Below are 23,666 nucleotides of genomic sequence, written 5' to 3'. Positions count from 1 at the left end.
TGTGAGGCGGTGCGGCGCCTTCGGTGAGGCGGTGCGGCGCGTCAGCCCTTGGTGCTGCCCGCGCTGATCCCGGCGATGATGTGCCGCTGGAAGACGAGGAACAGCGCCACCATCGGGATGCTGGCGATCACCATCGCGGCGATGAGCACGGTGAGCTGGATGTTCTGCGACAGCTGGACCAGGGCCACGCTGATGGGCTGCTTGTCGGTGTCGGAGAAGACCATCAGCGGCCACAGGAAGTCCTGCCAGACGGCGACCAGCGCGAAGATCGACACCACGCCGAGCACCGGCCGGGACATGGGCAGCACCACCGACCACAGGATGCGCAGCCTGCCGGCGCCGTCGATCTCGGCGGCTTCCAGCACATCGCGCGGCAGCTGGTCGAAGAACCGTTTGAGCAGATAGAGGTTGAAGGCGTTGGCGACGGCCGGCAGCCAGATGCCGAGGGGGTCGTTGAGCAGGCTGGTGTGGATCAGCGGCAGGTCGGCGACCGTGAGGTACTTCGGTACGACCAGGGCCTGCGCCGGGACCATGAGGGTGGCCAGGATGCCGCCCAGGATCACCTTGCCGAAGGCCGGTCTCAGCTTGGACAGGGCGTAGGCGGCGGCCGTGCAGAACACCAGCTGGAACGCCCAGGCGCCGGCCGCCTGCACCACCGTGTTCCACAGGTGCTGCGGCAGCTGCATCAGGTCCCAGGCGTCGGTGTAACCGCCGAGATGCCAGTGCTCGGGGATCAGCGTCGGCGGGGTCCGGGCCACCTCGTCCGGGGACTTCATCGCGCCGGTCACCATCCAGTAGACCGGGAAGAGGAACGCGAGCGCGAAGAGGACGACGACGGCCGTGAACACCGTCCAGTAGACCGCCTTGCCGCGCGGGCGGGCGAGGGCGGCCGGGGAGACCAGGGTGCGGGTGCTCATGCGCCGTCCCCCTCGGTGCGGGTGAACCGCAGGTAGACGGCGGAGAAGACGCCGAGCAGGACCAGGAGCATGACGCTGAGGGCGCAGGCGCCGCCGAAGTCGTCGTAGAGGAAGGCGTACTTGTAGATGAGGTAGAGCACGGTCACCGTGGCGTTCTCCGGGCCGCCGCCGGTGATGACGAACGGCTCGGTGAACACCTGCATGGTGGCGATGATCTGAAGGAGCATCAGCATCAGGATCACGAACCGGGTCTGCGGGACCGTGACGTGGCGGACGCGCTGGCGCAGGGTGGCGCCATCCAGTTCGGCGGCCTCGTACAGCTCGCCCGGGATGGACTGGAGGGCGGCGAGGTAGATGAGGACGGTGCCGCCCATGTTGGCCCAGGTGGCCACGATCACCAGGGAGACCAGGGCGGTGTCGGTGCCGTTGGACCAGTTGGACGTCGGCAGGTGCAGGAAGCGCAGCGCCTCGTTGGCGAGGCCGGCTCCGGGGTCGTAGAACCACTTCCACAGCAGGGCGCTGACCACCGGCGGGATCATCACCGGCAGATAGACGACCACCCGGAAGAACGCCTTGGCGTGCCGGAGTTCGTTGAGAACGAGGGCGAGGAGGAAGGGGATCGCGAAGCCGATCAGCAGGGCCAGCAGGGTGAAGGTGAGGGTGTTGCGCCAGGCCGCGCTGAACTCGGGGTCGTGCAGGACGCGGGTGAAGTTGGCGGTGCCGACCCACTCGGGCCTCGAGCCCGGCGTGTACTTCTGGAAGGCGATGACGACCGCGCGGATCGCCGGGTACCAGGAGAACAGGGCGAAGCAGACCAGGCCGCCGAGCAGGAAGGCGTAGGCGCGGGCCTGGTCGAGGAGGCGGCGCCGCCTGCGGCCCCCTGCCGGGGGCGGCGCCGGGACCGGGTGGACGGCGGCCTTCGTCACGGGCCGCCGTTCGGCCGTCTTCGTCATGGCGGTCAGCTCCGGGCCAGGATGCCGTCGATCTTGCCGGACGCGTCCTTGAGGAGCTGGTCGATGTCGGCGTCCTTGTTGGTGAGGACGGCGGAGACGGCCGAGTCGAGGACGGAGTAGATCTGCTGGGCGTCGGGCGGCTCGATCTTCATCGTCAGCTGCTGGTTGCCGTCGAGGAAGGCCTGGTAGTTCTCCACCGGGACATTGGCGTTGGCCTTCTTGACCTGCTGGTCCTTGGCGTCGGCGGCGCCGGTGAACAGACGCGGCTCGGGCAGGCCGACCGGGGCGTCGTGCTGCTTGGCGCGGGCGTAGTCGCCGAGGAAGCCCGATCCGGGGGTGAGGAACATGTGGTCGAGCCATTTCAGGCCGGCCCGGATCTGGGCGGGCGTGTCGTGCTTGTTGAACATGTAGCCGTCGCCGCCGATGAGCGTGGCCTTGCCGCCGGGCATCGGGCCGATGGCGATGTCGTCGTAGTTCGCGCCCTTCTCCTTGACCAGGATCGGGATGTTGTCGGGGGCGGAGAGATACATGCCGAGCTTGCCCGACCCCATCATCTGCTGCACGTCGTTGATGACGAGGAGCTGCTTGCTGCCCATGGAGGCGTCGGTCCACCGCATGTCGTGCAGGTTCTGCAGGACGGCGTGGCCCTCGGGGGTGTCGATGGTGGCCTTCTTGCCGTCGGCGCCGACGACGTCGCCTCCTTGTGAGTACAGCTCGGCGGTGAAGTGCCAGCCGCCCTGGTTCTGGGCGCTGTAGTCGGCGTACCCGACGGTGCCGCCTCCGAGGGCGGCGATCTTCTTGGCGTCGGCGCGGACCTCGTCCCAGGTGGCGGGGGGCTTGTCCGGGTCGAGGCCGGCCTTCTGGAAGAGCTTGCGGTTGTAGATCAACCCCATGCTGTATCCGGTGCGCGGGATGCCGTAGACCTTTCCGTCCACGGTGTAGATGTCCCGCAGCTGCTTCTGGAGGGTGCCGTAGGACTTCAACTCCTTCAGGTACGGCGTGAGATCGGCCGCCTGGCCTATGTCCACGACGTGCCTGGCGTCGGTGAAGTACGTGTAGAAGACGTCCTCCATCTGACCGCCGGCGAGCTTGGCGTCGAAGGTCTTCGGGTCCTGGCAGGGGAAGGCGTCGTGCGCGACGACGTCGGTGTCCGGGTTCTGCTTCGCGAAGGAGGCGAGGTCCTCCTCGAAGAACGTCCGGTCGACCTTGGCGCTTTTCGGCGGTTCGCAGTTGACGGTGATGCGGGTCTTGCCGCTCGCCGAGTCGCCGCCACCCGACCCGCAGGCGGTGGCGGCCAGGGCGAGCGAGGAACAGACGCCGATCGCGACGAAGGTACGGCGGAACCCGGTGCTTGTCATCGGTGGACCCCCTGATGGAACTCATGGCAGGAGCGGTGGGCGCCGCACACTCAAGCACCGCCGACATCGGAACGCAAGATGTCGCGCGAAGTCTGCAATTGTTTGACAGAGTCGTGGATCTTCGAGATCCCGGCCAGGAACTCAGTCGCGCGGGGCTTGCGCAGTGGATCCGCGCACCACCAGCTCGGGCTCGAACAGCAGCTCCTCGGCGGGTACGGCGGTGCCGCCGATCTGCGCGTTCAGCAACTCGACGGCCGCGCGCCCCATGGCCTCGATGGGCTGGCGGACGGTGGTGAGCGGGGGCTCGGTGCAGTTCATGAACGCCGAGTCGTCGTAGCCGACGACCGAGATCCGCCCCGGCACGCCGTACCCCTTGCGGCGTGCGGCCCTGACCGCGCCGAGCGCGAGCGGGTCGCTGGCGCAGATGATGCCGGTGACACCCCGGTCGATCAGCCGGGACGCGGCGGCGTGACCGCCCTCGATGGAGAAGATGGCCCGGGCGACGAACTCCTCCGGCAGGTCTCCGGCGATCGCCCGCGCGGCGGCCAGTTTGCGCGCCGAGGGCACGTGGTCACCGGGGCCGAGGACCAGCCCGATGCGCTCGTGGCCGAGCGAGGCCAGATGCCGCCACGCCTGCTCGACGGCGACGGCGTCGTCACAGGACACGCCCGGGAAGCCGAGGTGTTCGATGGCCGCGTTGACCAGCACGACGGGGATGTTGCGCTCGGCGAGCAGCCGGTAGTGGTCGTGCGGGGCGTCCGCCTGCGCGTAGAGGCCGCCGGCGAAGACGACGCCGGAGACCTGCTGCTGCAGCAGCAGTTCGACGTAGTCCGCCTCCGAGACGCCGCCCTTGGTCTGTGTGCACAGCACCGGGGTGAGGCCGAGCTGGGCCAGCGCGCCACCGATGACCTCGGCGAACGCCGGGAAGATGGGGTTCTGCAGCTCCGGCAGCACCAGGCCGACGAGCCGGGCGCGTTCGCCGCGCAGCTGGGTGGGGCGCTCGTAACCGAGGACGTCCAGCGCCGTCAGCACCGCCTGCCGGGTCGCGTCGGAGACCCCGGGTTTGCCGTTGAGCACCCGGCTGACGGTCGCTTCGCTGACGCCGACCTTCTTCGCCACTTCCGCAAGTCGTCGTGTCATGTGCGCAAGCCTAGCGCAAGTCATGCAAGCGGCTTGCGTAAGAATGCCTCAAGCCTGGATGCGGGGCCGTAGGCACTTTCGACCCGGCGCCGCCGGCGACCTGAACGCCGGCGGTGCCGGGTCAGTTCTCGGGGGCCGGGACGACCGTCAGACGGGCCGCCGCGCCCCGGGACCGGCGCGGACGGCGGGCCGGTGCGGCGGGCCGGCGGTTCTCCCGCAGGACCATCGAAAGGCGCCGGTAGCCGAGGTCGCGCAGGACCTCCGGTGTCTCCTCGACGATGCGGCACTCGATGGGGCCGCGCCGCGGGTCGGGGTGGAGCAGCAGCCGGACGGCCCCGTCGAGCCGGGTCGCGCGCTCGCCGACGGCGTGGATCCAGTGCGGCAGGCCCTGGCGGTAGGCGGCCTCCATGAGCGGGTCCTGGGCGATGTCCCGGCGGACGGCCTGGAGTTCGTGATCGTGACCGTATGCCTCGAGGGCGGCCTTGAAGTGGGCCAGCATCGGCAGGCACCAGCCCTGTTCGTGCTCGCCGAGGACGTCGGCCGCGTCCGGATGGAACAGGACGAACCGCAGGAAGTTGTCCCCGGGCATGGCCGTCGCCTGCCGGCGCATGCCACGGAAAAGTGACTCGAACGCGCCGTTGGCCATGACGACGTCCCAGCGGTGGTCGACGACCAGGGACGGGCAAGCGAGGGACTCCAGCAGTAGGGCGTAGTCCTGGAGATACGCCTGGGTCTCGAAGGTCTCGGGGACGGGCCGCGGTGCCGGCCGCTGCCCTCCTGCCTGATGCGCCATCGGGAGGTCACCCCTCTTGCCTCTGCGGCCTTCACGCGGCCCTGTGATCCTGCGGCCCGCGACAAGACCGTGTCAACTATCGTGGCATTTTGTGCTCGTTGACGGCTGAAATTCGCCACAGTTGTGGCGACACCTGGATGTGAGTTCGAGACACCCGCTAGTCTCCGGGAAGTCCACGGCGATCGCTCGTCAGAAGCACGGACGCATCTGAAGCCCTCGAGAGACGTAGGAGTTCTGTCGGTGACGGATGGCTACGAGGATCCGGGCGCCACGGCGACCGCCCAGCTGCCGGCCGTCGTCGCCCGCGTCACCGCACTCGCCGACCGGCTCGGCGTGGCACGCGCCGAGGTCTTCGACATCGGGCGGCTCTCCGTGGCCTGCGGGGTCCCGGAGCCGGTGGTCAAGGCCCTGCTCACCGGCCGGCCCGCCGGCGAACCGGACGTACAGGCCCGCTTTCTGCAGCGCCTGGACCTGTTGCGGCGCACCCGGCTGAAACCCAACGGCCGCAAGTACACCCAGCAGGAGATCGCCGACGGCGCGGGCATGTCCCGGCAGCAGGCCGGCGCCCTCATCAACGGCGACCGGCGGCCGACCATGGAGCACTGCGACGCGTTGCAGCGTTTCTTCCGGGTGCACGCCGGCTTCCTCACCGCGGAGGACCCCGAGGCGCTGGCGGGCGCGCTGCAGCGCACCGAGCAGGAGCTGCTGACGAAGCTCGCCGACCGGGAGCGGGCCGCCGCCGGGGCCGAGGAGGATCCGCTGGAGCGGCTGCTGCAGGACCACGGGGTGCGCGGAATAGCCTGGCGGGCCGCGCAGTTGCCCACCGACCAGCACCGGGACAAGGTCGCGGAGTGGCTCGACATGCTCCTGGAGAGCGTCAAACGGCCCGAGTCGTGAGCCGGGGGAGGACTGTGGGCATCGGCAGGGACATGCGCCGGCTGTGCAACGAGCTGGTGGGCGGTCTTGCGCTGCCCGCGCCGGTGCCGCCGCGGGAGCTGTACGGCGCGCTGTGCGAGGCGATGAGCCGCCGCCGGGGCCGCCCGGTGCACTTCCGTGCCGCCGCCTTCCCGACGGGCACGGCGAGCGGCCTGTGGCTGGACCTGACCGACCGCGATCTCGTCGTCGTGGAGGAACGCACCGCGCCGGACCACCAGTTGGTGATCCTGGGCCACGAACTGTGGCACATGCAGGCCGACCACCGCGGACACCACGTCGACGGCGTGGGCGTGGCCACGCGGCTGCTGCACGACGACACCGACCAGGAGGCCCTCCAGGCCACGGTGCAGCGCGTCGCGGCCCGGACCCGTTTCGACCTCGCCGAGGAGCGGGACGCCGAGACCTTCGGTCTGCTGCTGGCCAGCAAGTGCCGCACCTGGCTCGCAGGTTCGGCTCTGCGCGGCCCGGTGCAGCGCGACGACGTGGCCGGGCGCATCGAAGCGTCCCTGGGGTATCCGGGACCGCAGGGCTGACGCCGGTCCGGGCCACAGGATGGGCCCGGGGCCGCCGTGCGGCGCAGGGGTGAAAGGATTCGGCCTCGGCTGAGCGGGCGAACCGGGACGCGGCCGGACGGCGTTGTCAGTGGTGGGCGGCAAGCTGGAGAGGTGCGCCGCAGCGCGCGCGACCGTGACGCCTACTCGGGGAGAGCCGACCGATGCCCACCGCCGTACTGACCGACCGTGAGCGCACCGCCGTACAGGCCTATCTGCGGTTGTTGCACACCGTGCGCGCCGTCTTCGACGGGCCACCGGACGGCGGCCGGCCCGCCGTGGTGCCGCCCGTCGTGCTGGCCGAGGCGGAACAGGCCCTGGAGCGCGCGGGCCTCACGGGCAACGAGGAGCGGTTCTTCCGGCTGCTGCGCGACTGGTGCCCGCCGGCCTGAGCGGGCCGGGCGCTGCGCGCCGCCGCCGGGGCTCAGGAGTGCGGGACGACCACGGCGGTGGTGACCACTCCGTCGCGTACGGCCCACCGGCCGTCGAAGACCTGGACCCGGCGGCCGCCGACCCGGGGCCCGGGGACGAGGAGTTCGGCACGCAGGGTACCGTGCGGCTCGTCGCCGGGGCCGGGGTCGAGGAAGATGTCGGCCTCGGAGAAGTCCAGCCAGGTGCGGGCCAGGGGGAACCACGCCTTGTAGACGGACTCCTTGGCGCTGAACAGGATCGTGTCCCAGTGCACGCCGGGCCGCCGGTCCGAGAGCCGGGCGAACCGCTCGGCCTCGGCGGGCAGGTGGACGGCTGGGCGGACCTCCTCCGGGAGCGGCCCGTGCGGTTCGGCGTCGATGCCGAGGGAGGCCAGATCGCCGGCCCGGGCCAGCGCGGCGGCGCAGTAGCCTTCGCAGTGGGTGATGCTGCCGATCAGGCCGGCCGGCCAGCGCGGCGCGCCCCGCTCGCCTCTGAGGACGGACTGCGCGGGCACGCCGAGCTTCTCCATGGCGCGCCGGGCACAGCCGCGTGCGGCGGCGAACTCGCGGCGGCGCTTGGTCAGGGCCCGTGCGACGAGCGCTTCCTCCCCGGGGTGGAGCGGGGCGTCCCACAGCGGGTCGTCACCGTGTGCCTCCACGGCCACGACCGACTCCGGGAGCAGCTCCTCGATCACCGGTTCCGACCTCCATCGGCAGGATGCGGCGCAGCCGTCCCGGCGGCTCCGGGCGCTTGCGCCATTCACGGGGATATCCTACGGAGACCTCCTCGAAGCGGACTCCGTCGTGCCAGGTGGTGCGCGGGATGTGCAGATGGCCGTAGACCATGGTCGCCACGCGGAACCGGCGGTGCCAGTCGGCGGTCAGCAGGGTGCCGCACCACATGGCGAACTCCGGGTACCACAGCACCTCGGTGGGATGCCGGTGCAGCGGATAGTGGTTGACCGGTACGACCGGCAGGTCCGGGGGCAGCTCGGCGAGCCTGCGCTCGGTCTCGGCGACCCGCGCCCTGCACCAGGCGTCACGGGTCGGGTAGGGATCGGGGTGCAGCAGGTACTCGTCGTTGCAGACCACGCCCGTGCTCTCGGCGTAGGCCAGGCCCTCGGCCTTGGTGGCGCAGCCGGGCGGCAGGAACGAGTAGTCGTAGAGCAGGAACAGCGGGGCGACGACCACCGGGCCGCCGGGGCCGTGCCACACCGGGTAGGGGTCCTCGGGGGTGACGACGCCCAGCTCGCGGCACAGGCCGACCAGGTGCTCGTAGCGGGCGACGCCGCGCAGGGTGACCGGATCCTTCGGGTGCGTCCACAGTTCGTGGTTGCCGGGGACCCACAGCACCTTGCGGAAACGGCCGGCGAGCTGCTCCAGGGTCCACCGGATGTCGGCCACCGTCTCGGCGATGTCCCCGGCCACGATCAGCCAGTCCTCGTCACCGGCGGGCCGCATGTCCTCGACCAGGGCGCGGTTCTCCGGATAGCCGATGTGCAGGTCGCTGATGGCCAGCAGCTGCCCGGCCCCGGCCACAGACTCCACCCGACACCCCTTCCGATCTTCCTCCGCCGGGACCACGAGATCACATTCCCGGACAACCAGACAAGAGGATCCCCGGCCGCCGTGTCACGGGGGTCCGGCAGCGGGCCGGAAGCCGGCCGGAAGGGACCGGCGAGCCTCCTGGACGGGTCCCGGAAATCCGTAACATCCGCGTTGCACGCGCGGGCTCTTGAAAGCCGTATGATCGCCCCGACACCATCACCCCAACCTCCCTTTTCGCAGGGGTTGTTTGGTGTCCCTTCCTCCCTCCTGCCCGGGCACGGGCCGCTGAGCCCTGCCCGAAAACCGTGAAAGGCGGCCTGCATGCTCTCTCGCGTACGCGTCTGGCTCAACCGCACGTACGCGGAGAACGTGTTCTTCATGGATCAGCTGCGCAGAAATCCCAGCGATCGCGCGGTGGAGATCCATGCCACGCACGCAGACCCCGACTCCCCCGTCCTGGCCGCCGCCGACACCGCCGACCTGGAACCGGAGGGCCTGTCCCCGGCCGCCTACGTCGAGTACGCGCTCGACCAGTGCGCCCGGCGCGGCATCGACGTGTTCGTGCCCCGGCTGCACCAGGCGGCGATCGTGCGGCACCGTGCGGAGTTCGCGGCGGCGGGTACGGCCCTGCTGGCGCCGACGCCCGAGGCGGTGGCCGTGTTCGAGGACAAGGCGACCGCGTACGAGGCGGTCCGCTCGGTGGGCGTCCCGGTGCCGCCGTGGTGGCGGGTACGCACGGCCGAGGAACTCCTCGCCGCCGTGGAGGAGTTGGAGGCGGCCGGGCACAAGGCGTGCTTCAAACCGGCCGCCGGTGCCGGCGGGGTCGGCTTCCGGGTGATCACCCGCGCCCCGTTCTCGCTCGCCCATCTCGAGGGGTTCCCGGGCCCGTACGTCCAGCTCGACCTGGTCCTCGAGGCGCTGCGGCGGTCCGGGCGGCCGGTGGACTGGCTGGTGATGCCGCGCCTGGAGCAGCCCGAGGTGTCGGTCGACTGCCTGACCGGGCCCGACAACCGGCTGCGGTTCGCGGTGGGCCGCACCAAGAACGGCCGCCGCAGGGGCTTCACGCTCGACGAGCGGTGGCTGGAGCCGGCCCGGCTGATCGCGGAGGGCTTCGGGCTGCACCACCTGTCCAACATCCAGTTCCGCATGCTCGGCGACCGGCCGGTGCTGCTGGATGTCAACACGAGGCCCTCCGGGGGCCTGCACCAGGTGTCCTTGTGCGGGGTGAACGTGCCCTGGGCCGCCGTGCAGTTGGCTCTGGGTGAGGATCCCGGGGTGATCGAGCCGCCGTTCCTGGGGCAGGACTACACGGTGGTCTCGGGGCCGCGATCGCTGCTGCCTGTGCCTGCGGCGCTTCCGCGGCAGAGGGAGGCGGAGATCGCCCTTCCGGTGGTGCCCGCGCAGGCGGCTTCGGCGGTGGAGGTCCTGCCGCTCTAGGCCGTCGGTATGGACCAATTCTGCCGCCGTCCTTGACAGCCGGATTGGTCCATACCAAATTCATGGGCGCACCTCCGCACAGCCGTGCACTCCCGAACACCCCATCCCCACAGGGAGATCGCGTGCGCAATCCACTCGGACGTCACAGACGTCGGCTTCTCGCTCTCCTCGGTTCCGTCGCCCTCGCGGTCGGCGGGGCCATCGCCCTTCCGGGTACCGCTCAGGCGGCCAACATCCTCACCAACCCCGGCTTCGAGTCCGGCGGCCTCTCCCCCTGGACCTGCACCGGCAATCTCGGCTCGGTCGTCTCCTCCCCCGTGCACAGCGGCTCGAAGGCGCTGCAGGGCGCGGTGACCGACAGCGACGACGCGCAGTGCAGCCAGACCGTCGCCGTCCAGCCGAACACGACGTACACCCTCAGCGGCTGGGTACGCGGCAGCTATGTGTACCTGGGCGTGAACGGCGGCGCCTCGACCTGGACGACCTCGCCGACGGCGTACAGCCCGCTCAGTGTCTCGTTCACCACCGGTGCCTCACAGACCAGCGCCACCATCTATGTCCACGGCTGGTACGCCCAGGGCACCTACTGGGCCGACGACATCGGCCTGGACGGCCCGGGCGGCGGCGGGGGCGGCGGGGACACACAGGCGCCGACCGCGCCGACGGGCCTGACCTCCACCGGCAAGACGTCGTCCAGCGTCTCGCTGTCGTGGAACGCCGCCACGGACAACGTGGGAGTGACCGGTTACGACATCTACAGCGGCGCCAACCAGGTGCTGACCGTCTCCGGCACGTCCGCCACGGTCAGCGGGCTCTCGCCCAGCACGTCGTACACCTTCACGGTGAAGGCGCACGACGCGGCCGGGAACGTCTCGGCCGCCTCCAACGCCGTCTCCGTGACCACGAACGCGGGCAGCGGCGGCGGCACCGGGTTCACGCAGGCCGCGCCGTATCTGTACGAGGGCTGGGGCGATCCCCCGAGCCCGGCGACGGTGATGAGCGCTACCGGGATCAAGTCGTTCACCATGGCGTTCGTGCTGGACTCCGGCGGCTGCACCCCGGCCTGGGACGGCAGTCGGCCGCTCACCGGCGGCGCCGACCAGAGCGCGATCAACGCCGTCCGGTCCGCCGGCGGTGATGTCGTACCGTCCTTCGGGGGCTGGCAGGGCAGCAAGCTCGGCGCCAACTGCTCCTCCGCGGCCGCGCTCGCCGGCGCCATCCAGAAGGTGATCGACGCCTACGGCCTGAAGGCCGTCGACATGGACATCGAGAACACCGACGAGTTCGAGAACGAGGCCGTGCAGGCGAAGATCCTCACCGCGCTGAAGACGGTCAAGGCCGACAACCCCGGCCTGAGGACCCTCGTCACCTTCGGCACCTCGACCACCGGGCCGACGTACTACGGAAACCGGCTGATCGAGCAGGCGCAGTCGCTCGGCGCGAACATCGACGTGTTCACCATCATGCCGTTCGACTTCGGCGGCGGCTCGGACATGTACGGCAACACCGTCAACGCCGCGGAGGGCCTGAAGGCCAAGCTGAAGTCGACCTTCGGCTGGGACGACGCGACCGCCTACGCCCACATCGGCATCTCGGGCATGAACGGCCTGTCGGACCAGCAGGAGACGACCACCCCGGCGATCTGGACCCAGATCCGCGACTGGGCGAACTCCCACCACATCGCGCGGCTCGCCTTCTGGTCGGTCAACCGCGACCGGCCGTGCGCGGGCGGCGGCGTGGTGAGCAACTGCTCCGGCATCAGCCAGAACACCTGGCAGTTCACCTCGATCACGGCCGGGTTCACCGGCTGACGGTCGCTTGCGATACGGCGCAGGGCCGCTCGGCGGAGTGGCCCTGCGCCGCGTGCCGTCTCAGCGCCCCACGGCCAGGCGCAGGGTGCGCACCTCGAACGGGCGCAGGTGCAGGGGTACGGCGTTCCCGTCGGCCTCGGCCGGGCCGAGCGGGCGTTCCAGCAGGTCGGTGACGTCGGCTCCGGCCAGCGGGAACCCGGTGCGCAGCACCCCGGCGGCCCGGCCGCCCCGGGACTCGTACAGCCGGACCACCACGTCCCCGGAGCCGTCGTCGGCGAGCTTGACCGCCTCCACGGTCACGCCCTCGCCCTGGGTGGAGACCACCGGCCCGGGCTCGCCCGCCGAATCGGCCACTCGCAGCGGCAGGTTGAGGGCGTGGCCCTCGGCGACCGCGTCCTCGATGCTCGCGCCGGGCAGCAGGGCGTAGGTGAAGCGGTGCCGGCCCTGGTCCGCCTCGGGGTCGGGGACGCGCGGGGCGCGGACCAGGCTGAGGCGGACCGTGGTGGTCGTGCCCCCGTCCTCGCGGACGGTGCGGGAGACGTCGTGGCCGTAGGTGGAGTCGTTGATGACGGCGACGCCGTAACCGGTTTCGGCGATGTGCACCCAGCGGTGGCCGGAGACCTCGAAACGGGCGGCCTCCCAGCTGGTGTTGGTGTGGGTGGGCCGCTGGACGTGGCCGAACTGGATCTCGGCGGAGGAGTGCGGGGCGCGCAGATCGACGGGGAAACCCGCCTTGAGGATCTTCTCCGTCTCGTGCCAGTCGAGGTCCGTCTCGATGTCGATGCGGGCGCTTCCCGCGCGGACGGTGATCGTCTGGGTGATGCGGGAGCCCTTGCCGAAGGAGCGGACCACCCGGATCGCGCCCGCCAGGGCGTCCTCCTCGACCACGGTGACCGAGTCGGGTTCCAGCAGGTCGGTGTAGCGGTTCCGGTAGTGCTTGTCGATGTCCCAGGCGTCCCAGCAGTTGGGCAGGTCCGTGTGGAGGCGGAGCAGGTTGCCCGGGCCGGCGAGGACTTCGCGGCCGGCCCGTAGATCGCGTACGGACGACAGTGTGCCGTCTGCGGCCACCTCTACCCGGACGATCCCGTTGTCCAGGGTGCGCCCCTCGACCGTGACCGGGTGCGGGGGTTCGGCGGGCGTGAGGGACGCGGAGCCGTTCGCGGGCACCTCTACGTACATCGGTGCGCCCTCGGGGGTGCGGACCACCTCGGCGCGGTCGCGGGGGGCGGTGTTGAACACGCGGGGCCCGCCGGTGCCCAGGGCGGCGATCGCCTCGCCCGTGAGCGCCGTCAGCTCCCCGGCCACGCGGGCGTATTCGGCCTCGGCCTCGCGGTGCACCCAGGCGATGGACGAGCCGGGCAGGATGTCGTGGAACTGGTGCAGCAGGACCGTCTTCCACAGGCGGTCGAGCTTCTCGTACGGGTAGGCGTAGCCGGGTGCGTGCAGGGCGGCCGTCGTGGCCCACAACTCGGCCTCGCGCAGCAGGTGTTCGCAGCGGCGGTTGCCCTGCTTGGTGCGGGCCTGGGTGGTGTAGGTGGCGCGGTGCAGCTCCAGGTACAGCTCGCCCGCCCAGACCGGGGCGTCCGGGTACTCCTCGCGGGCCTTGGCGAAGAACGCGTCGGGGTGTTCGATCTCGACCCTGGCGGAGCCCTCCAGGTCCTTCAGGCGGCGGGCGCGTTCCATGATCTCGCGGGTGGGGCCGCCTCCGCCGTCGCCCCAGCCGAAGGGGGCGAGGGAGCGGGTGGCGCCGCCCTTCTCGGCGTAGTTGCGGACCGCCCGGGCCATCTCGGCGCCGCTGAAGCGGGCGTTGTAGGTGTCGATGGGCGGGAAGTGGGTGAAGATCCGGGTGCCGTCGATGCCCTCCCACCAGAAGGTGTGGTGGGGGAAGGCGTTGGTCTGGTTCCAGGAGATCTTCTGGGTGAGGAACCACTCGTTGCCGGCGAGCCTGGCCAGCTGGGGGTAGGCCGCGGTGTAGCCGAAGGAGTCCGGCAGCCAGACACCCTTGGTCTCGATGCCGAAGTGCTCCATGAAGAACCGTTTGCCGTGGACCAGTTGGCGGGCCAGGGCCTCGCCGCCGGGCAGGTTGCCGTCGGCCTCCACCCACATCCCGCCGACCGGCGCCCACTGGCCCTTCGCCACCGACTTCTTGATCCGCTCCCACACGTGCGGGTAGTGCTCGCGCACCCACTCGTACTGCTGGGCCTGGGAGCAGGCGAACACGAACTCCTCGTACTCGTCGGCGAGCGCGGTGACGTTGGCGAAGGTCCGGGACGTCTTGCGCCTGGTCTCACGGATCGGCCACAGCCAGGCGGTGTCGATGTGCGCGTGGCCGACGCCGGAGAGGATGTGCGCGCTGGCGTGGGCGGGCCTGGCCAGCGCCGGGCGCAGGGACTCCCGTACCGCGGGGGCCGAGGCGGAGATGTCGTCCAGGTCGAGCAGGTCCATGGCGCGGTCGAGGGCGTGCATGATCTCGTGCCGGCGCGGTTCGTGCTCGCCGAGCTCCAGCATCAGTTCGCGCAGCACCTGGAGGTCGAGGTCGAGGTGCCAGACCTGTTCGTCCAGGACGGCGAGGTCGGCGCGGCGGAAGGTGTACAGCGGGCGGTCGCCCGCCGTCCGTACATCGCCGAGCGGCGTCGGTCCGGCGAAGCCGTTGGCCAGGATGTCCGGGTTGGAGGCCGCCTCCACCAGGTACTCGACCACCTCGCCGCCCGCCGCCGGGTGGGCGACCGGCACGTACTGGTTGAGCGGGTTGACCGCCTTCAGCGGGGTGCCGTCGGTGCGGTGGACGAGCGCCTCGGCCTGGTTGCCGGGCCAGTCGCCGACGAACCCGAGGTCGATGACCGACTCCACCCGCCGCCCGGCCCACTCGGCGGGGACCCGGCCACGCATCCGGAACCAGGTCGTCCCCCAGGGCGGACCCCAGGGGGGTGTTCGTCGTGAACGGTGTGTACGGGGCGGCCGCGGCCTCCTCGAAGGAGACCGGTTCCCCCGGGGCCTGCCAGGCCTCCACCTCCAGGGGGACACGTGCCGCGTAGATCGCGGGCTTGATGCGCTGGCTGTGGAGGCGTTCGACGCGGTCCTCGATCCTGCGGCGTTCGTCGTGCATGGAGATCTCCAGGAGGGAGCGGCGAGCGAAACGAGGGAAAGCGCTTACCGACTGCTCACTTAAGGTACGCCAGGCCAGGATGGACCTCGAGGTAGCCCTCGACCAGCCTGCGGGCCACGTTGACCGAATCGACCAGCGGATGCAGCGCGAACGCCTTCACGGCCGCCTGCCGGGAACCCGACTCGGCGGCGGCGAGCACCTCCCGCTCGACGGCCTTCACCGAGCAGACCAGTCCGGTGGCGTGATCGGGCAGCGGGGCGACGGCGACCGGGTGGGCGCCGCCCGCGTCGACCCGGCAGGGGACCTCGATCACGGCGTCGCCGTCGAGCACGGAGAGCGAGTCTCCGTTGCGCACGTTGAGGATCAGTGTGGTCGGCTCGTCGCGGGCGACGGCCCGCATCAGGGCGAGCGCGACCTTCTCGTAGCCGCCGGACAGGTCCTCGGCCTCGCGCTCGCCCGCGCCGGCGCTCTCCCGGTTCTCGGCCATGTAGGTGGCCTCCCGCTCGGCGCGCGTGCGGTCCCACACCTCCAGCGCGGACCGGTCGGTGCGCAGGGCCTCCGTGTAGAAACGGGCCTGCTGGTCGCGCAGGAAGGCGCCCCGGGTCTGCCCGGCCCGCTGGTAGGCGCGCACGGCCTCCCGGTTGAAGTAGTAGTAGTGCAGATACTCGTTGGGGATCGCACCGAGCGACTGCAGCCAGTCGGCGCCGAACAGCCTGCCCTCCTCGAAGGAACCGAGCAGGGCGGGGTCGGCGAGCAGGCGCGGCAGCTCGTCGCGTCCGGCGACCCGCAGGCCGCGCACCCAGCCGAGGTGGTTGAGGCCGACGTAGTCGACGAGGGCCTCCTGCGGGTCGGCACCGAGGACGCGGGCGATGCGGCGGCCGAGGCCGACGGGCGAGTCGCAGATGCCGATGACGCGGTCGCCGAGGTGCCGGGACATGGCCTCCGTGACCAGGCCGGCCGGATTGGTGAAGTTGATGACCCAGGCGTCCGGGGCGAGGCGGGCCACGCGCCGGGCGATGTCGACGGCGACGGGCACCGTCCGCAGACCGTAGGCGATGCCGCCCGCGCCCACGGTCTCCTGGCCGAGCACGCCCTCGGCGAGCGCCACGCGCTCGTCGTCCGCCCGGCCCTGCAGGCCGCCGACGCGGATCGCGGAGAAGACGAAGTCGGCGCCGGCGAGCGCCTCGTCGAGGCCGGTGGTGGCGGTGACGCGGGGCGCGTCGGGGACGCCGGCGGCCTGTTCGGCCAGGACACGCGTCACCGCACGCAGCCGGTGCTCGTCCAGGTCGTGCAGGACGACCTCGGTGACCCGCCCTTCGGCGTGGTCGGTCAGCAGCGCACCGTGGACGAGCGGCACCCGGAACCCGCCGCCGCCCAGAATCGTCAGTTTCACGTCTGCACCCTTCCCCGAACTCCCGCCACGGCCACCTCGGCCCCGGCCCCTGGAGGGTGGACCGGGTGGTGGCCGGGTCCACCGGCATCCCATCATTTCCGAGCGCGCGGACCACTGGGCGGCCACCCAGTCCACGCCGGGCCTTCAGGGCGGCTTCATCCGGGAGTTCTGGGGCCACGCAATCCTGCGGCGCGTGAGCGACGGAAGACGGGCCGGGCGCGCGGGTGCCGGGCGGTACGACAACGGTGTCACGGCACCCGGCCGGCGCCGGGCGTACGGCGGTGACCACGACAGCCCATCCACCGCGGACGGGGCGGACGAGGCGGTCGAGGCCCAAGGGGCCGAAGTGGTGGTCTTTCCCCTCCGCAGCGACCGCATCCCGCAGCCAGGCCCGCACCACCGTCGGGAGATCGAGGCACCGGTCCGCATCCGGTGCTACCGGCACGAGGGGATCGTCGTCGCCAACCACCGGCGTTTCCCGGGTCTTGCCGGGCTGGCGGCGACCTGGGAGCTGGCGCCGACCCACGGCCCCACCCTGACCGCTCCGGCCGAGCTGCCCGATCTGCGGCCCGGCGAGACGGCGGCCGTACCACTGCCCTTCACCCTGCTGGAGGACGGCGGTGAGGCGTGGCTGACGCTGCGGGTGGTGACGGCCGAGGCCGAGCCGTCGGTGCCGCGCGGTACCGAGGTGTGCGCGCCGCGGATCCGCCTGCGGGCGGCGGCGCCGGTGCTCACCCTGGCCCGGCCGCCCGCCGACGACGAGCCGAGGCTCGACGCCCTCGTACGGAAGGTCGCGCCGGCGCACCACGAGCCCGTCCTTCCGTAACTCCCTGGCCCCCTCTCCCCCCGGCACGACTCCCCCGCAAAACCTCTCACCCTCACGGAGCACACGTGTGTACGTCGCATGACCACAGCCAGGGCGAGGCCGTGCAGGCCGGTGCCGGACGACGGAGCTTCCTCAGGGCCACCGCGCTGCTCGGCGCTGCGGCCACGGCCGGGGCCACCGTACCGGCCCTTGCGGTTCCGGGCGTCGCCGAGGCGGCCGAGCGGGGCGGCCGGCGGCCGGACGCGGACAGCCGCCGGTTCACGCTCGCGGTGATGCCCGACACCCAGTACCTGTTCGACGGCCCGAGCATCTACCCGGCGCCGCTGGAAGCCTCGCTGCGCTATCTCCTGGAGCACGGCGAGGACGACAACATCGTCTTCCTGACCCACCTCGGCGACCTCACCCAGAACGGCGCCGAGGACGAGTTCGCCGCGATCGGCGAGGCGTTCGGGATCCTGGACCGCCGGGGCGTCGGCTACAGCGTGCTGGCCGGCAACCACGACATCAGGTCGGCCACGGACGACCAGCGCGGCTCGACGCCGTACCTGGACACCTTCGGGCCGCGGCGCTTCCGGGACAAGCCGACGTTCGGGGGCGCCTCTCCGGACGGCTACAACACCTACCACCTGTTCAAGGCCGGCGGCCGCGAGTGGATGGTGCTCGCACTGGACTGGCGGCTGTCGGCACAGGGGTACGCCTGGGCGAAGGACGTGCTCGCCCGGCACCCGAGGACGCCGGTCGTGCTCACCACGCACGAACTGGTCGTCGGGGACGAGCAGTTGTCGGCCTACGGGCAGCAGCTGTGGGACCAGCTGATCGAGGACCACGACCAGATCTTCCTGACCCTGAACGGCCACTACTGGCCCGCCGGCCGCGCGACCCGCAAGAACGCCGCCGGCAACGAGGTGCATCTGCACCTCACGAACTACCAGAACCGCTACTTCGGCGGTGCGGCGATGATCCGCCTCTACCACTTCGACCTGGACCGGAACGTCATCGACGTGGAAACGGTCTCGCCGTGGATCCTCGGCCGGGCCAGGAAGGGCCTCAACGAGCTGGAGCGGCAGGAGATCGAGCTCAGCGGCGACGCGGACCGCTTCTCGGTGGAGATCGACTTCGCCGCCCGCTTCTCCGGCTTCGATCCGGTGCCGGCCCGCCCGGCGCGGCCGGCGTCGAAGATGCTGATACCGGGCACGGTCGCCTACTGGCGTTTCGAGTCGCCCGTCTCCGGCACCGTCCGCGACCTCTCCGGCCGTGGCAACGACCTCACCGTGGTCTCGGTGGGCGGCGGCACGCTCGGCTGGTCGGCGGACCACCACCCCGACCAGCCGGGCCACGGCAGCCTGGAGTTCCAGGGCTACAAGTCGCCGCTGAAGGGCGCGTATCTGCGGACGGTCGACGGCGCCCCGCTCAACTCGGCCACCTTCGAGCACGGCTACACCATCGAGGCGTTCTACTGGCTGCCCGCCGACTGGGACGCCTCGCACAACGCCTGGTCCGGTCTCGTGAGCCGCACCGGCCGCAACGGCTCCGTGGGCACGGTCACGGACGACCCGGACGAACCGCTGGCCACGCTGTCCCTCTCCGACGGCCCGGGCCCGCAGTGGGCGGTGCACCCGCTCAACCAGCAGCGGCTCGCCACCAACTGGGGCGACGAGACCGCCCGCGAGACCTGGTGGCACCTGGCCGTGGTCAACGACGGCCGGCACACGATCATGTACGTCCAGGGCTGCCCCGTGGCGCGCAACCCGCACGCCCCCGCGATCGGCATCGCCTCGTCCGGGCGCCCCTGGCTGCTCGGCGGCTACGAGTACGCCGACAAGATCGACCAGATCCTGCACGGACGCCTCGGCGACGTCCGGATCGTCTCCCGGCCCCTGCCCGTCACCTCCTTCATGACGCACTGACCACGCCGGAGGATCCGTGACCGACGTGACCGGGCGGCGCCCGCCCGCCCGGAGCCGACGGCGTCGGTTACGATCCGGGCCACGACGTACGGCGACCGGGTGAGGTGCTGCGTGAGCGAGCGGTCCGCGGCCGAGCGGCTGCTCGCCGTGCTCGCCGCGTTCGACCACGAGCACCCCGCCCTGTCCCTGACGGACATCAGCCGCCGGGCCGGGCTCAGCCTGACCACCGCGCACCGGCTGGCGGGAGCCCTGACCGCGTGGGGCGCGCTGGAGCGCGATGCGTCCGGGACGTACCACGTGGGGCTGCGGCTGTGGGAGGTGGCCGCGCTCGCACCGCGCGGCCTGGGCCTCAGGCAGCTGGCGCTGCCGTATCTGGAGGACCTGTACGAGGCGACGCACGAGAACGTGCAGTTGGCCGTGCGGGACGGCACGGAGGTCGTCTACATCGAGTGGCTGTCGGGCCGTTCGGCGGTGGGCGTGCACATCCGGGTCGGTGCGCGCTGGCCGTTGCACGCCACCGGCGTCGGGCTCGTCCTCCTCGCCCACGCCGGCCCGGACCTGCAGGAGGAGTACTGCACCGGGCCGCTGGCCGCCTTCACGCCGTACACGATCACCGATCCGCGGCGGTTGCGCCGCACCCTCGCCGAAGTGCGCCGTTCCGGTGCGGCGGTGAGTGAGCGTCAGGTGACCGAGGACGCGCTGTCGGTGGCGGCGGCGGTGCACGGGCCGGGCGGGGACGTGGTGGCGGCGGTGTCGGTGGTCGTGCCGCGGGCGGGCGCCCAGGTTCCGGCGCTGGCCCCGGCGGTACGGCTGGCGGCCCGGGGGATCTCGCGGGCGCTGGGCTGGCGGCCGGAGCGGCGGTCAGGATGACGGGGGCGGGCGGCACGACGTAGGCGGGCCGGATCACGTGGGCAGGCGGAGTGCCGTTCACACCCGTCCGCCGAAGAACACCTGCACCTCCCGGATGAGGAGCATCCCAGACAAGCCTCGCAGGATGCCGGGCACCGTCGGGAGAACTCAGGAAGGCGTGTCGTGTCAGTGCCGCACATAGCGGACCGGTCCGGACGGCAGCCGCGGGGATGGTCCCGGCGCGGTCTGCTCGCCGCGCTCGGCGCGGCACCCGCCGCGGCGGCCCTGGCGGGCTCAACGGATGGAACCCGTCCTGGGCCGACCGGAGGGCGGGCAGCGCGGTCTGAGCCGGTACGGGCGGCTTCACCCCCTGAACTCCCCTGCGGATCAACGACTTTCTTTGTTTCACATCTTGACGACCGCAGGGGCGGGGAGCACATTGGCGGCACCTTGAGAGCGCTCTCAGAATCAGTGTGGGAGCGCTCTCACCCCGCCCCGCACACTCCCCGTACCCACCGAGAGGCCCCCCATGAGCGATACCTCCGGCATACCCAGACCCCGCCCCCTGCGGCGCGCGTTCGTCGCCGCCGTCGCCACACTCGGCCTGGCGGCGGCGCTCGCCACGGCCGCCACCGCACCCGCCGGCGCCACCGCCCCCGCCCCTCCCTCGGGCTGGACCCAGGTCTTCCTGGACGACTTCGACGGCGCTGCGGGCTCCGGCGTCAACACCTCCAACTGGCAGTACGACACCGGGACTTCGTATCCGGGCGGAGCCGGCAACTGGGGCACCGGCGAGGTCGAGTCGATGACCTCCAGCACGAACAACGTCGCCCTCGACGGCAGCGGCGACCTGCTCATCACCCCGCGCCGCGACGCCTCCGGCAACTGGACCTCCGGCCGCATCGAGACCACCCGGACCGACTTCCAGCCCCCGGCCGGCGGCAAGCTGCGCGTGGAGGCCCGCATCCAGATGCCCGACGTCACCGGGAACGCGGCCGCCGGCTACTGGCCCGCCTTCTGGATGCTGGGCGCGCCGTTCCGCGGCAACTACCAGAACTGGCCGAGCGTCGGCGAGCTGGACATCATGGAGAACGTCCAGGGCCTGAACAAGACCTGGGCCACCATGCACTGCGGCACCAACCCGGGCGGCCCCTGCAACGAGACCTCGGGCCTCGGCAACTCCACGGCGTGCCCCAACACCACCTGCCAGTCGGGCTTCCACACCTACACGATGGAGTGGGACCGCTCGGTGAGCCCGGAGGCGATCCGCTTCTACGTCGACGGCGTCAACTACCAGACGGTCACGGCGAACCAGATGGACGCGACCACCTGGGCCAACGCCACGAACCACGGCTTCTTCGTCATCCTGAACGTGGCCATGGGCGGCGGCTTCCCCGGTGCCTTCGGCGGCGGCCCGACCGGCGCCACGGAGCCCGGCCACCCGATGGTCGTCGACTACGTGCAGGTCCTGCAGTCCTCGGGCACCGGCGGCGGCACCACTCCCCCGCCGCCCGGCAACCGCGACGCCTATAGCGCCGTCCAGGCCGAGTCCTACGACGGCCAGTCCGGCATCAGCACCGAGACCACCACCGACACCGGCGGCGGCCAGGACATCGGCTGGATCGCGAACGGCGACTGGGCGCTGTACAAGGGCGTGAACTTCGGTTCGACACCGGCCACGCAGTTCTACGCCCGGGTGGCGAGCGGCGCGGCCGACGGCGTCAGCGGACTGGTCGAGGTGCGCCTGGACAGCCGTGGCAACGCCCCCATCGGCAGCTTCGCCATCGGCAACACCGGGGGCTGGCAGACATGGAAGACGGTTCCGGCCAACATCAGCTCCGTGACCGGCACCCACGACGTCTATCTGACCTTCAGCAGCGGCCAGCCGTCCGACTTCGTGAACGTCAACTGGTTCGACTTCGGGCACTGATCACCCGGCGAACGGGGGTCGGCCCGCGCTCATGGGGCCGACCCCCGGCTCGTCACCGGATGGACGCGCTGATCTGCCCGTCGAAGGTGAGCACCACGAACATGCCGTTGGCGTCCAGGCCGGCGTCGTGCTGCTTCGCCTCCAGCGTGGCGTAGACCTTGCCCCGGTGGACGATCTGCGCGCGTGAGCGGTCCCCCAGCCGCGTGACCTTGGCGGTCGAACCGTCGGGGAGCCGGAAGGTACCCGGACCCAGGTGGGCGCCGCCGATCCAGGAGTGGACCTGCCCGTCGAAGGTGAGCACGACGAACATGTCGTTGGCGTCCACGCCGGCGTCGTGCCGGTTCGCCTCCAGCCTGGCGTAGACAGCACCCCGGTAGACGATCTCCATGCGGTAGTGATGGGCCCCGAGCCTGTAGATCTTCCCGGTGCTGCCGTCCACCAGCTTCACGGTGCGCCAGGGCGACGCCGTCACGGATGCGGCCGTCACCGTGACCCCGGACCGGTGTGCGGCCGGTGTGGCGGCGAGGGCGGTTGCGGCGGGCGCCACCAGAGCGGCCGTCAGAAGAGCGCCGGTGAGGGCGCGAACGACAGCGCGGCGGGGCGTCTTCCATGTCGACATGCGGGTCTCCTTGGTGAAGAGTCGTAGGGGGTGTGAACCGCAGGTCGCCTGTCTCCTCGTGTGCGGGGGCCATGAGAATCGGCGTCTTGCCCGATCGAACTTATTGATCGTTTTCGCCGGATTCACCCATTCCCTGTCACAGACGTGACACAGCACCACCAAAGTGCCGCCACGTCATGGACTGCGCAGTTCCGCCCGGAACGCGACCGGTGTCTGCCCGGCGTGCAGATGGAAGAACTTGGTGAAGTTCGCCGCGTCGGGGAAACCCACGGCCGCCCCGACGCGGCCGATCGGCAGGTCGGTGTGGGCGAGGAGGCGCTTGGCCTCCAGGACGACGCGTTTGTCGATGAAGCCCTTGGGCGTCTCGCCGGTGGCCGCGCGGACGGCGCGGACGAGGGTGCGGCGGGAGTAGCCGAGGGCGTCGGCGTAGGCGCTGACGCTGTGGTTGGTGGCGAAGCCCTGCTCGACGGCGTCCCGGAAGCGGGTGAAGGTGCTGTCCGTCGTTTGCCGGTCGGCCTCCGCGGAACTGGCCGCGAGGTGGGCGAGGCGCAGCAGGAACGCGGTCAGGGTGTGGCGGAGGACGGCGGTGTGCAGGCTCAGCGGGAGCGTGGCGGTGTCCTCGTACTCGCGGCGCAGCTGGTCGAGGGATGCCTGGAGCGCGGCGAGCCGGTCCGGGTCGGGGTGCAGCAGGGGCGGGAGGTCGTAGCGGTACAGGCCGGTGGCCTCGACGGTGGCGCGCGGCAGGAAGCCGGGCTGCATGGTGAGCACGGTTCCGCGGTACACGTCCTCGCGGGAGAAGCGGTGGACCTGCCCGGGGCGGATCCACAGCAGATCGCCGGCGCCGGCCTCGTACTCGGCGAAGTCGACCATGTGCCGTACGGGGCCGTCGGTGAACAGCATGACGACGTGGAAGTCGATGCGGTGAACGCGGTGCAGGGGGGCGTCGGCGTGCCAGGTCCGGTCGGTGCCCATGGGGCCGATCTGCATGCCGACGCCGCCGACGGCCAGTTCGGCCGGGAAGGGGAAGGTCTTGATGCCCTCGCCGTCCGCACCTGATCCCTCGCCTTGGGGCGTTCTGTCAGCCATGTCCTCTTCGTGCCGTCCCTGTCGCGCGATCACTGTCCCAGATTCACCACAGGCTGACACACCCCGACCTTCCCTCGAAAAAGTCAGACTTTTAAG

General features: G+C 71.3%; 18 protein-coding genes and 2 pseudogenes. 9 read left to right on the top strand and 11 right to left on the bottom strand.

The features are described from left to right. Positions 1 to 41 precede the first annotated feature (41 nt). From ABT288_RS06095 to ABT288_RS06075, 5 genes are all read right to left on the bottom strand, one after another. Entirely contained in the window at positions 42 to 917 is an 876-nt protein-coding gene (locus ABT288_RS06095; RefSeq protein ID WP_351603245.1) for a carbohydrate ABC transporter permease, read from the bottom strand. Continuing rightward, positions 914 to 1,870, bottom strand: a complete 957-nt coding sequence (locus tag ABT288_RS06090) for a carbohydrate ABC transporter permease (protein WP_351603243.1) — start codon at positions 1,868 to 1,870, stop codon at positions 914 to 916. Before ABT288_RS06090 ends, ABT288_RS06095 begins: the two co-directional genes overlap by 4 nt. A gap of 5 nt (positions 1,871 to 1,875) precedes the next feature. Beyond that, positions 1,876 to 3,228 carry an ABC transporter substrate-binding protein gene (locus ABT288_RS06085; protein ID WP_351603241.1) on the bottom strand — a complete coding sequence of 451 codons (1,353 nt, stop codon included), beginning with the start codon at positions 3,226 to 3,228 and terminating at the stop codon, positions 1,876 to 1,878. 141 nt (positions 3,229 to 3,369) lie between these two features. After that, positions 3,370 to 4,368, bottom strand: a complete 999-nt coding sequence (locus ABT288_RS06080) for a LacI family DNA-binding transcriptional regulator (RefSeq protein ID WP_351603239.1) — start codon at positions 4,366 to 4,368, stop codon at positions 3,370 to 3,372. Between the two features lie 121 nt (positions 4,369 to 4,489). Further along, positions 4,490 to 5,161 carry an MmyB family transcriptional regulator gene (locus ABT288_RS06075; RefSeq protein ID WP_351603237.1) on the bottom strand — a complete coding sequence of 224 codons (672 nt, stop codon included), beginning with the start codon at positions 5,159 to 5,161 and terminating at the stop codon, positions 4,490 to 4,492. A 240-nt stretch (positions 5,162 to 5,401) separates the two neighbouring features. Here ABT288_RS06075 and ABT288_RS06070 point away from each other — a divergent pair, with 240 nt between their 5' ends. The 3 genes from ABT288_RS06070 to ABT288_RS06060 all read left to right on the top strand — a co-directional run bounded on the left by ABT288_RS06070 (position 5,402) and on the right by ABT288_RS06060 (position 7,040). Next, entirely contained in the window at positions 5,402 to 6,058 is a 657-nt protein-coding gene (locus ABT288_RS06070; protein WP_351603235.1) for a helix-turn-helix domain-containing protein, read from the top strand. Positions 6,059 to 6,072: 14 nt separating this feature from the next. Beyond that, positions 6,073 to 6,630, top strand: a complete 558-nt coding sequence (locus ABT288_RS06065; protein ID WP_351603233.1) for a toxin-antitoxin system, toxin component — start codon at positions 6,073 to 6,075, stop codon at positions 6,628 to 6,630. A gap of 182 nt (positions 6,631 to 6,812) precedes the next feature. After that, a complete protein-coding gene (locus ABT288_RS06060; protein ID WP_351603232.1) occupies positions 6,813 to 7,040 on the top strand; it encodes a hypothetical protein in 228 nt (75 codons plus the stop codon). Positions 7,041 to 7,072: 32 nt separating this feature from the next. Here the strand turns inward: ABT288_RS06060 and ABT288_RS06055 are convergent, their stop codons facing one another. Together ABT288_RS06055 and ABT288_RS06050 are read right to left on the bottom strand one after the other, a co-directional pair. After that, positions 7,073 to 7,753: a 4'-phosphopantetheinyl transferase family protein gene (locus tag ABT288_RS06055; protein WP_351603231.1), complete on the bottom strand. Its 681-nt coding sequence runs from the start codon at positions 7,751 to 7,753 to the stop codon at positions 7,073 to 7,075. Next, entirely contained in the window at positions 7,701 to 8,606 is a 906-nt protein-coding gene (locus ABT288_RS06050) for a metallophosphoesterase family protein (protein ID WP_351603229.1), read from the bottom strand. The genes ABT288_RS06055 and ABT288_RS06050 overlap by 53 nt, the downstream gene beginning before the upstream one ends. A gap of 321 nt (positions 8,607 to 8,927) precedes the next feature. On the opposite strand from ABT288_RS06050, the gene ABT288_RS06045 reads away from it, so the two are divergent. Both ABT288_RS06045 and ABT288_RS06040 read left to right on the top strand, forming a co-directional pair. Beyond that, positions 8,928 to 10,043, top strand: coding sequence for an ATP-grasp domain-containing protein (locus ABT288_RS06045; protein WP_351603227.1), 1,116 nt, complete (start codon positions 8,928 to 8,930; stop codon positions 10,041 to 10,043). Between the two features lie 122 nt (positions 10,044 to 10,165). Beyond that, entirely contained in the window at positions 10,166 to 11,854 is a 1,689-nt protein-coding gene (locus ABT288_RS06040) for a carbohydrate binding domain-containing protein (RefSeq protein WP_351603225.1), read from the top strand. A gap of 60 nt (positions 11,855 to 11,914) precedes the next feature. Here the strand turns inward: ABT288_RS06040 and ABT288_RS06035 are convergent. Both ABT288_RS06035 and ABT288_RS06030 read right to left on the bottom strand, forming a co-directional pair. Continuing rightward, positions 11,915 to 14,960 (bottom strand): annotated as a pseudogene (locus ABT288_RS06035) (alpha-mannosidase). 55 nt (positions 14,961 to 15,015) lie between these two features. After that, positions 15,016 to 16,353: a 6-phospho-beta-glucosidase gene (locus ABT288_RS06030; protein ID WP_351603223.1), complete on the bottom strand. Its 1,338-nt coding sequence runs from the start codon at positions 16,351 to 16,353 to the stop codon at positions 15,016 to 15,018. Between the two features lie 106 nt (positions 16,354 to 16,459). Between ABT288_RS06030 and ABT288_RS06025 the strand changes: the two are divergent. The 4 genes and pseudogenes from ABT288_RS06025 to ABT288_RS06010 form a co-directional block, all read left to right on the top strand. Continuing rightward, positions 16,460 to 17,164: pseudogene (locus tag ABT288_RS06025) on the top strand (DUF4981 domain-containing protein); the annotation flags it as partial. Positions 17,165 to 17,244: 80 nt separating this feature from the next. Then, on the top strand, positions 17,245 to 19,086 hold the full coding sequence (locus ABT288_RS06020) for a LamG-like jellyroll fold domain-containing protein (RefSeq protein ID WP_351603222.1): 1,842 nt from the start codon (positions 17,245 to 17,247) through the stop codon (positions 19,084 to 19,086). Between the two features lie 111 nt (positions 19,087 to 19,197). Beyond that, entirely contained in the window at positions 19,198 to 19,956 is a 759-nt protein-coding gene (locus ABT288_RS06015; RefSeq protein ID WP_351603220.1) for an IclR family transcriptional regulator, read from the top strand. A gap of 508 nt (positions 19,957 to 20,464) precedes the next feature. Continuing rightward, positions 20,465 to 21,865 carry a glycoside hydrolase family 16 protein gene (locus ABT288_RS06010; protein ID WP_351603218.1) on the top strand — a complete coding sequence of 467 codons (1,401 nt, stop codon included), beginning with the start codon at positions 20,465 to 20,467 and terminating at the stop codon, positions 21,863 to 21,865. Between the two features lie 52 nt (positions 21,866 to 21,917). Here the strand turns inward: ABT288_RS06010 and ABT288_RS06005 are convergent, their stop codons facing one another. Both ABT288_RS06005 and ABT288_RS06000 read right to left on the bottom strand, forming a co-directional pair. Beyond that, the gene (locus ABT288_RS06005; protein ID WP_351603216.1) at positions 21,918 to 22,484 is read right to left on the bottom strand and encodes a hypothetical protein; all 567 of its coding nucleotides are present in this window, start codon (positions 22,482 to 22,484) and stop codon (positions 21,918 to 21,920) included. Between the two features lie 174 nt (positions 22,485 to 22,658). Continuing rightward, entirely contained in the window at positions 22,659 to 23,570 is a 912-nt protein-coding gene (locus tag ABT288_RS06000) for a helix-turn-helix domain-containing protein (protein WP_351603214.1), read from the bottom strand. Positions 23,571 to 23,666 lie beyond the last annotated feature (96 nt).

This window comes from Streptomyces sp. NPDC001093 (genome assembly GCF_040298985.1).
Lineage (GTDB): Bacteria > Actinomycetota > Actinomycetes > Streptomycetales > Streptomycetaceae > Streptomyces.
Note: the sequence above shows the minus strand (reverse complement) of the source record. Positions and strands in the feature narration are given on the sequence as shown.

Bases quoted from the DNA above. Each gene is read 5' to 3' on its own strand.
- ABT288_RS06095 (WP_351603245.1), bottom strand. From the start codon at position 917: ATGAGCACCCGCACCCTGGTCTCCCCGGCCGCCCTCGCCCGCCCGCGC.
- ABT288_RS06090 (WP_351603243.1), bottom strand. From the start codon at position 1,870: ATGACGAAGACGGCCGAACGGCGGCCCGTGACGAAGGCCGCCGTCCAC.
- ABT288_RS06000 (WP_351603214.1), bottom strand. From the start codon at position 23,570: ATGGCTGACAGAACGCCCCAAGGCGAGGGATCAGGTGCGGACGGCGAG.
- ABT288_RS06060 (WP_351603232.1), top strand. From the start codon at position 6,813: ATGCCCACCGCCGTACTGACCGACCGTGAGCGCACCGCCGTACAGGCC.
- ABT288_RS06005 (WP_351603216.1), bottom strand. From the start codon at position 22,484: ATGTCGACATGGAAGACGCCCCGCCGCGCTGTCGTTCGCGCCCTCACC.
- ABT288_RS06045 (WP_351603227.1), top strand. From the start codon at position 8,928: ATGCTCTCTCGCGTACGCGTCTGGCTCAACCGCACGTACGCGGAGAAC.
- ABT288_RS06010 (WP_351603218.1), top strand. From the start codon at position 20,465: ATGAGCGATACCTCCGGCATACCCAGACCCCGCCCCCTGCGGCGCGCG.
- ABT288_RS06080 (WP_351603239.1), bottom strand. From the start codon at position 4,368: ATGACACGACGACTTGCGGAAGTGGCGAAGAAGGTCGGCGTCAGCGAA.
- ABT288_RS06075 (WP_351603237.1), bottom strand. From the start codon at position 5,161: ATGGCGCATCAGGCAGGAGGGCAGCGGCCGGCACCGCGGCCCGTCCCC.
- ABT288_RS06085 (WP_351603241.1), bottom strand. From the start codon at position 3,228: ATGACAAGCACCGGGTTCCGCCGTACCTTCGTCGCGATCGGCGTCTGT.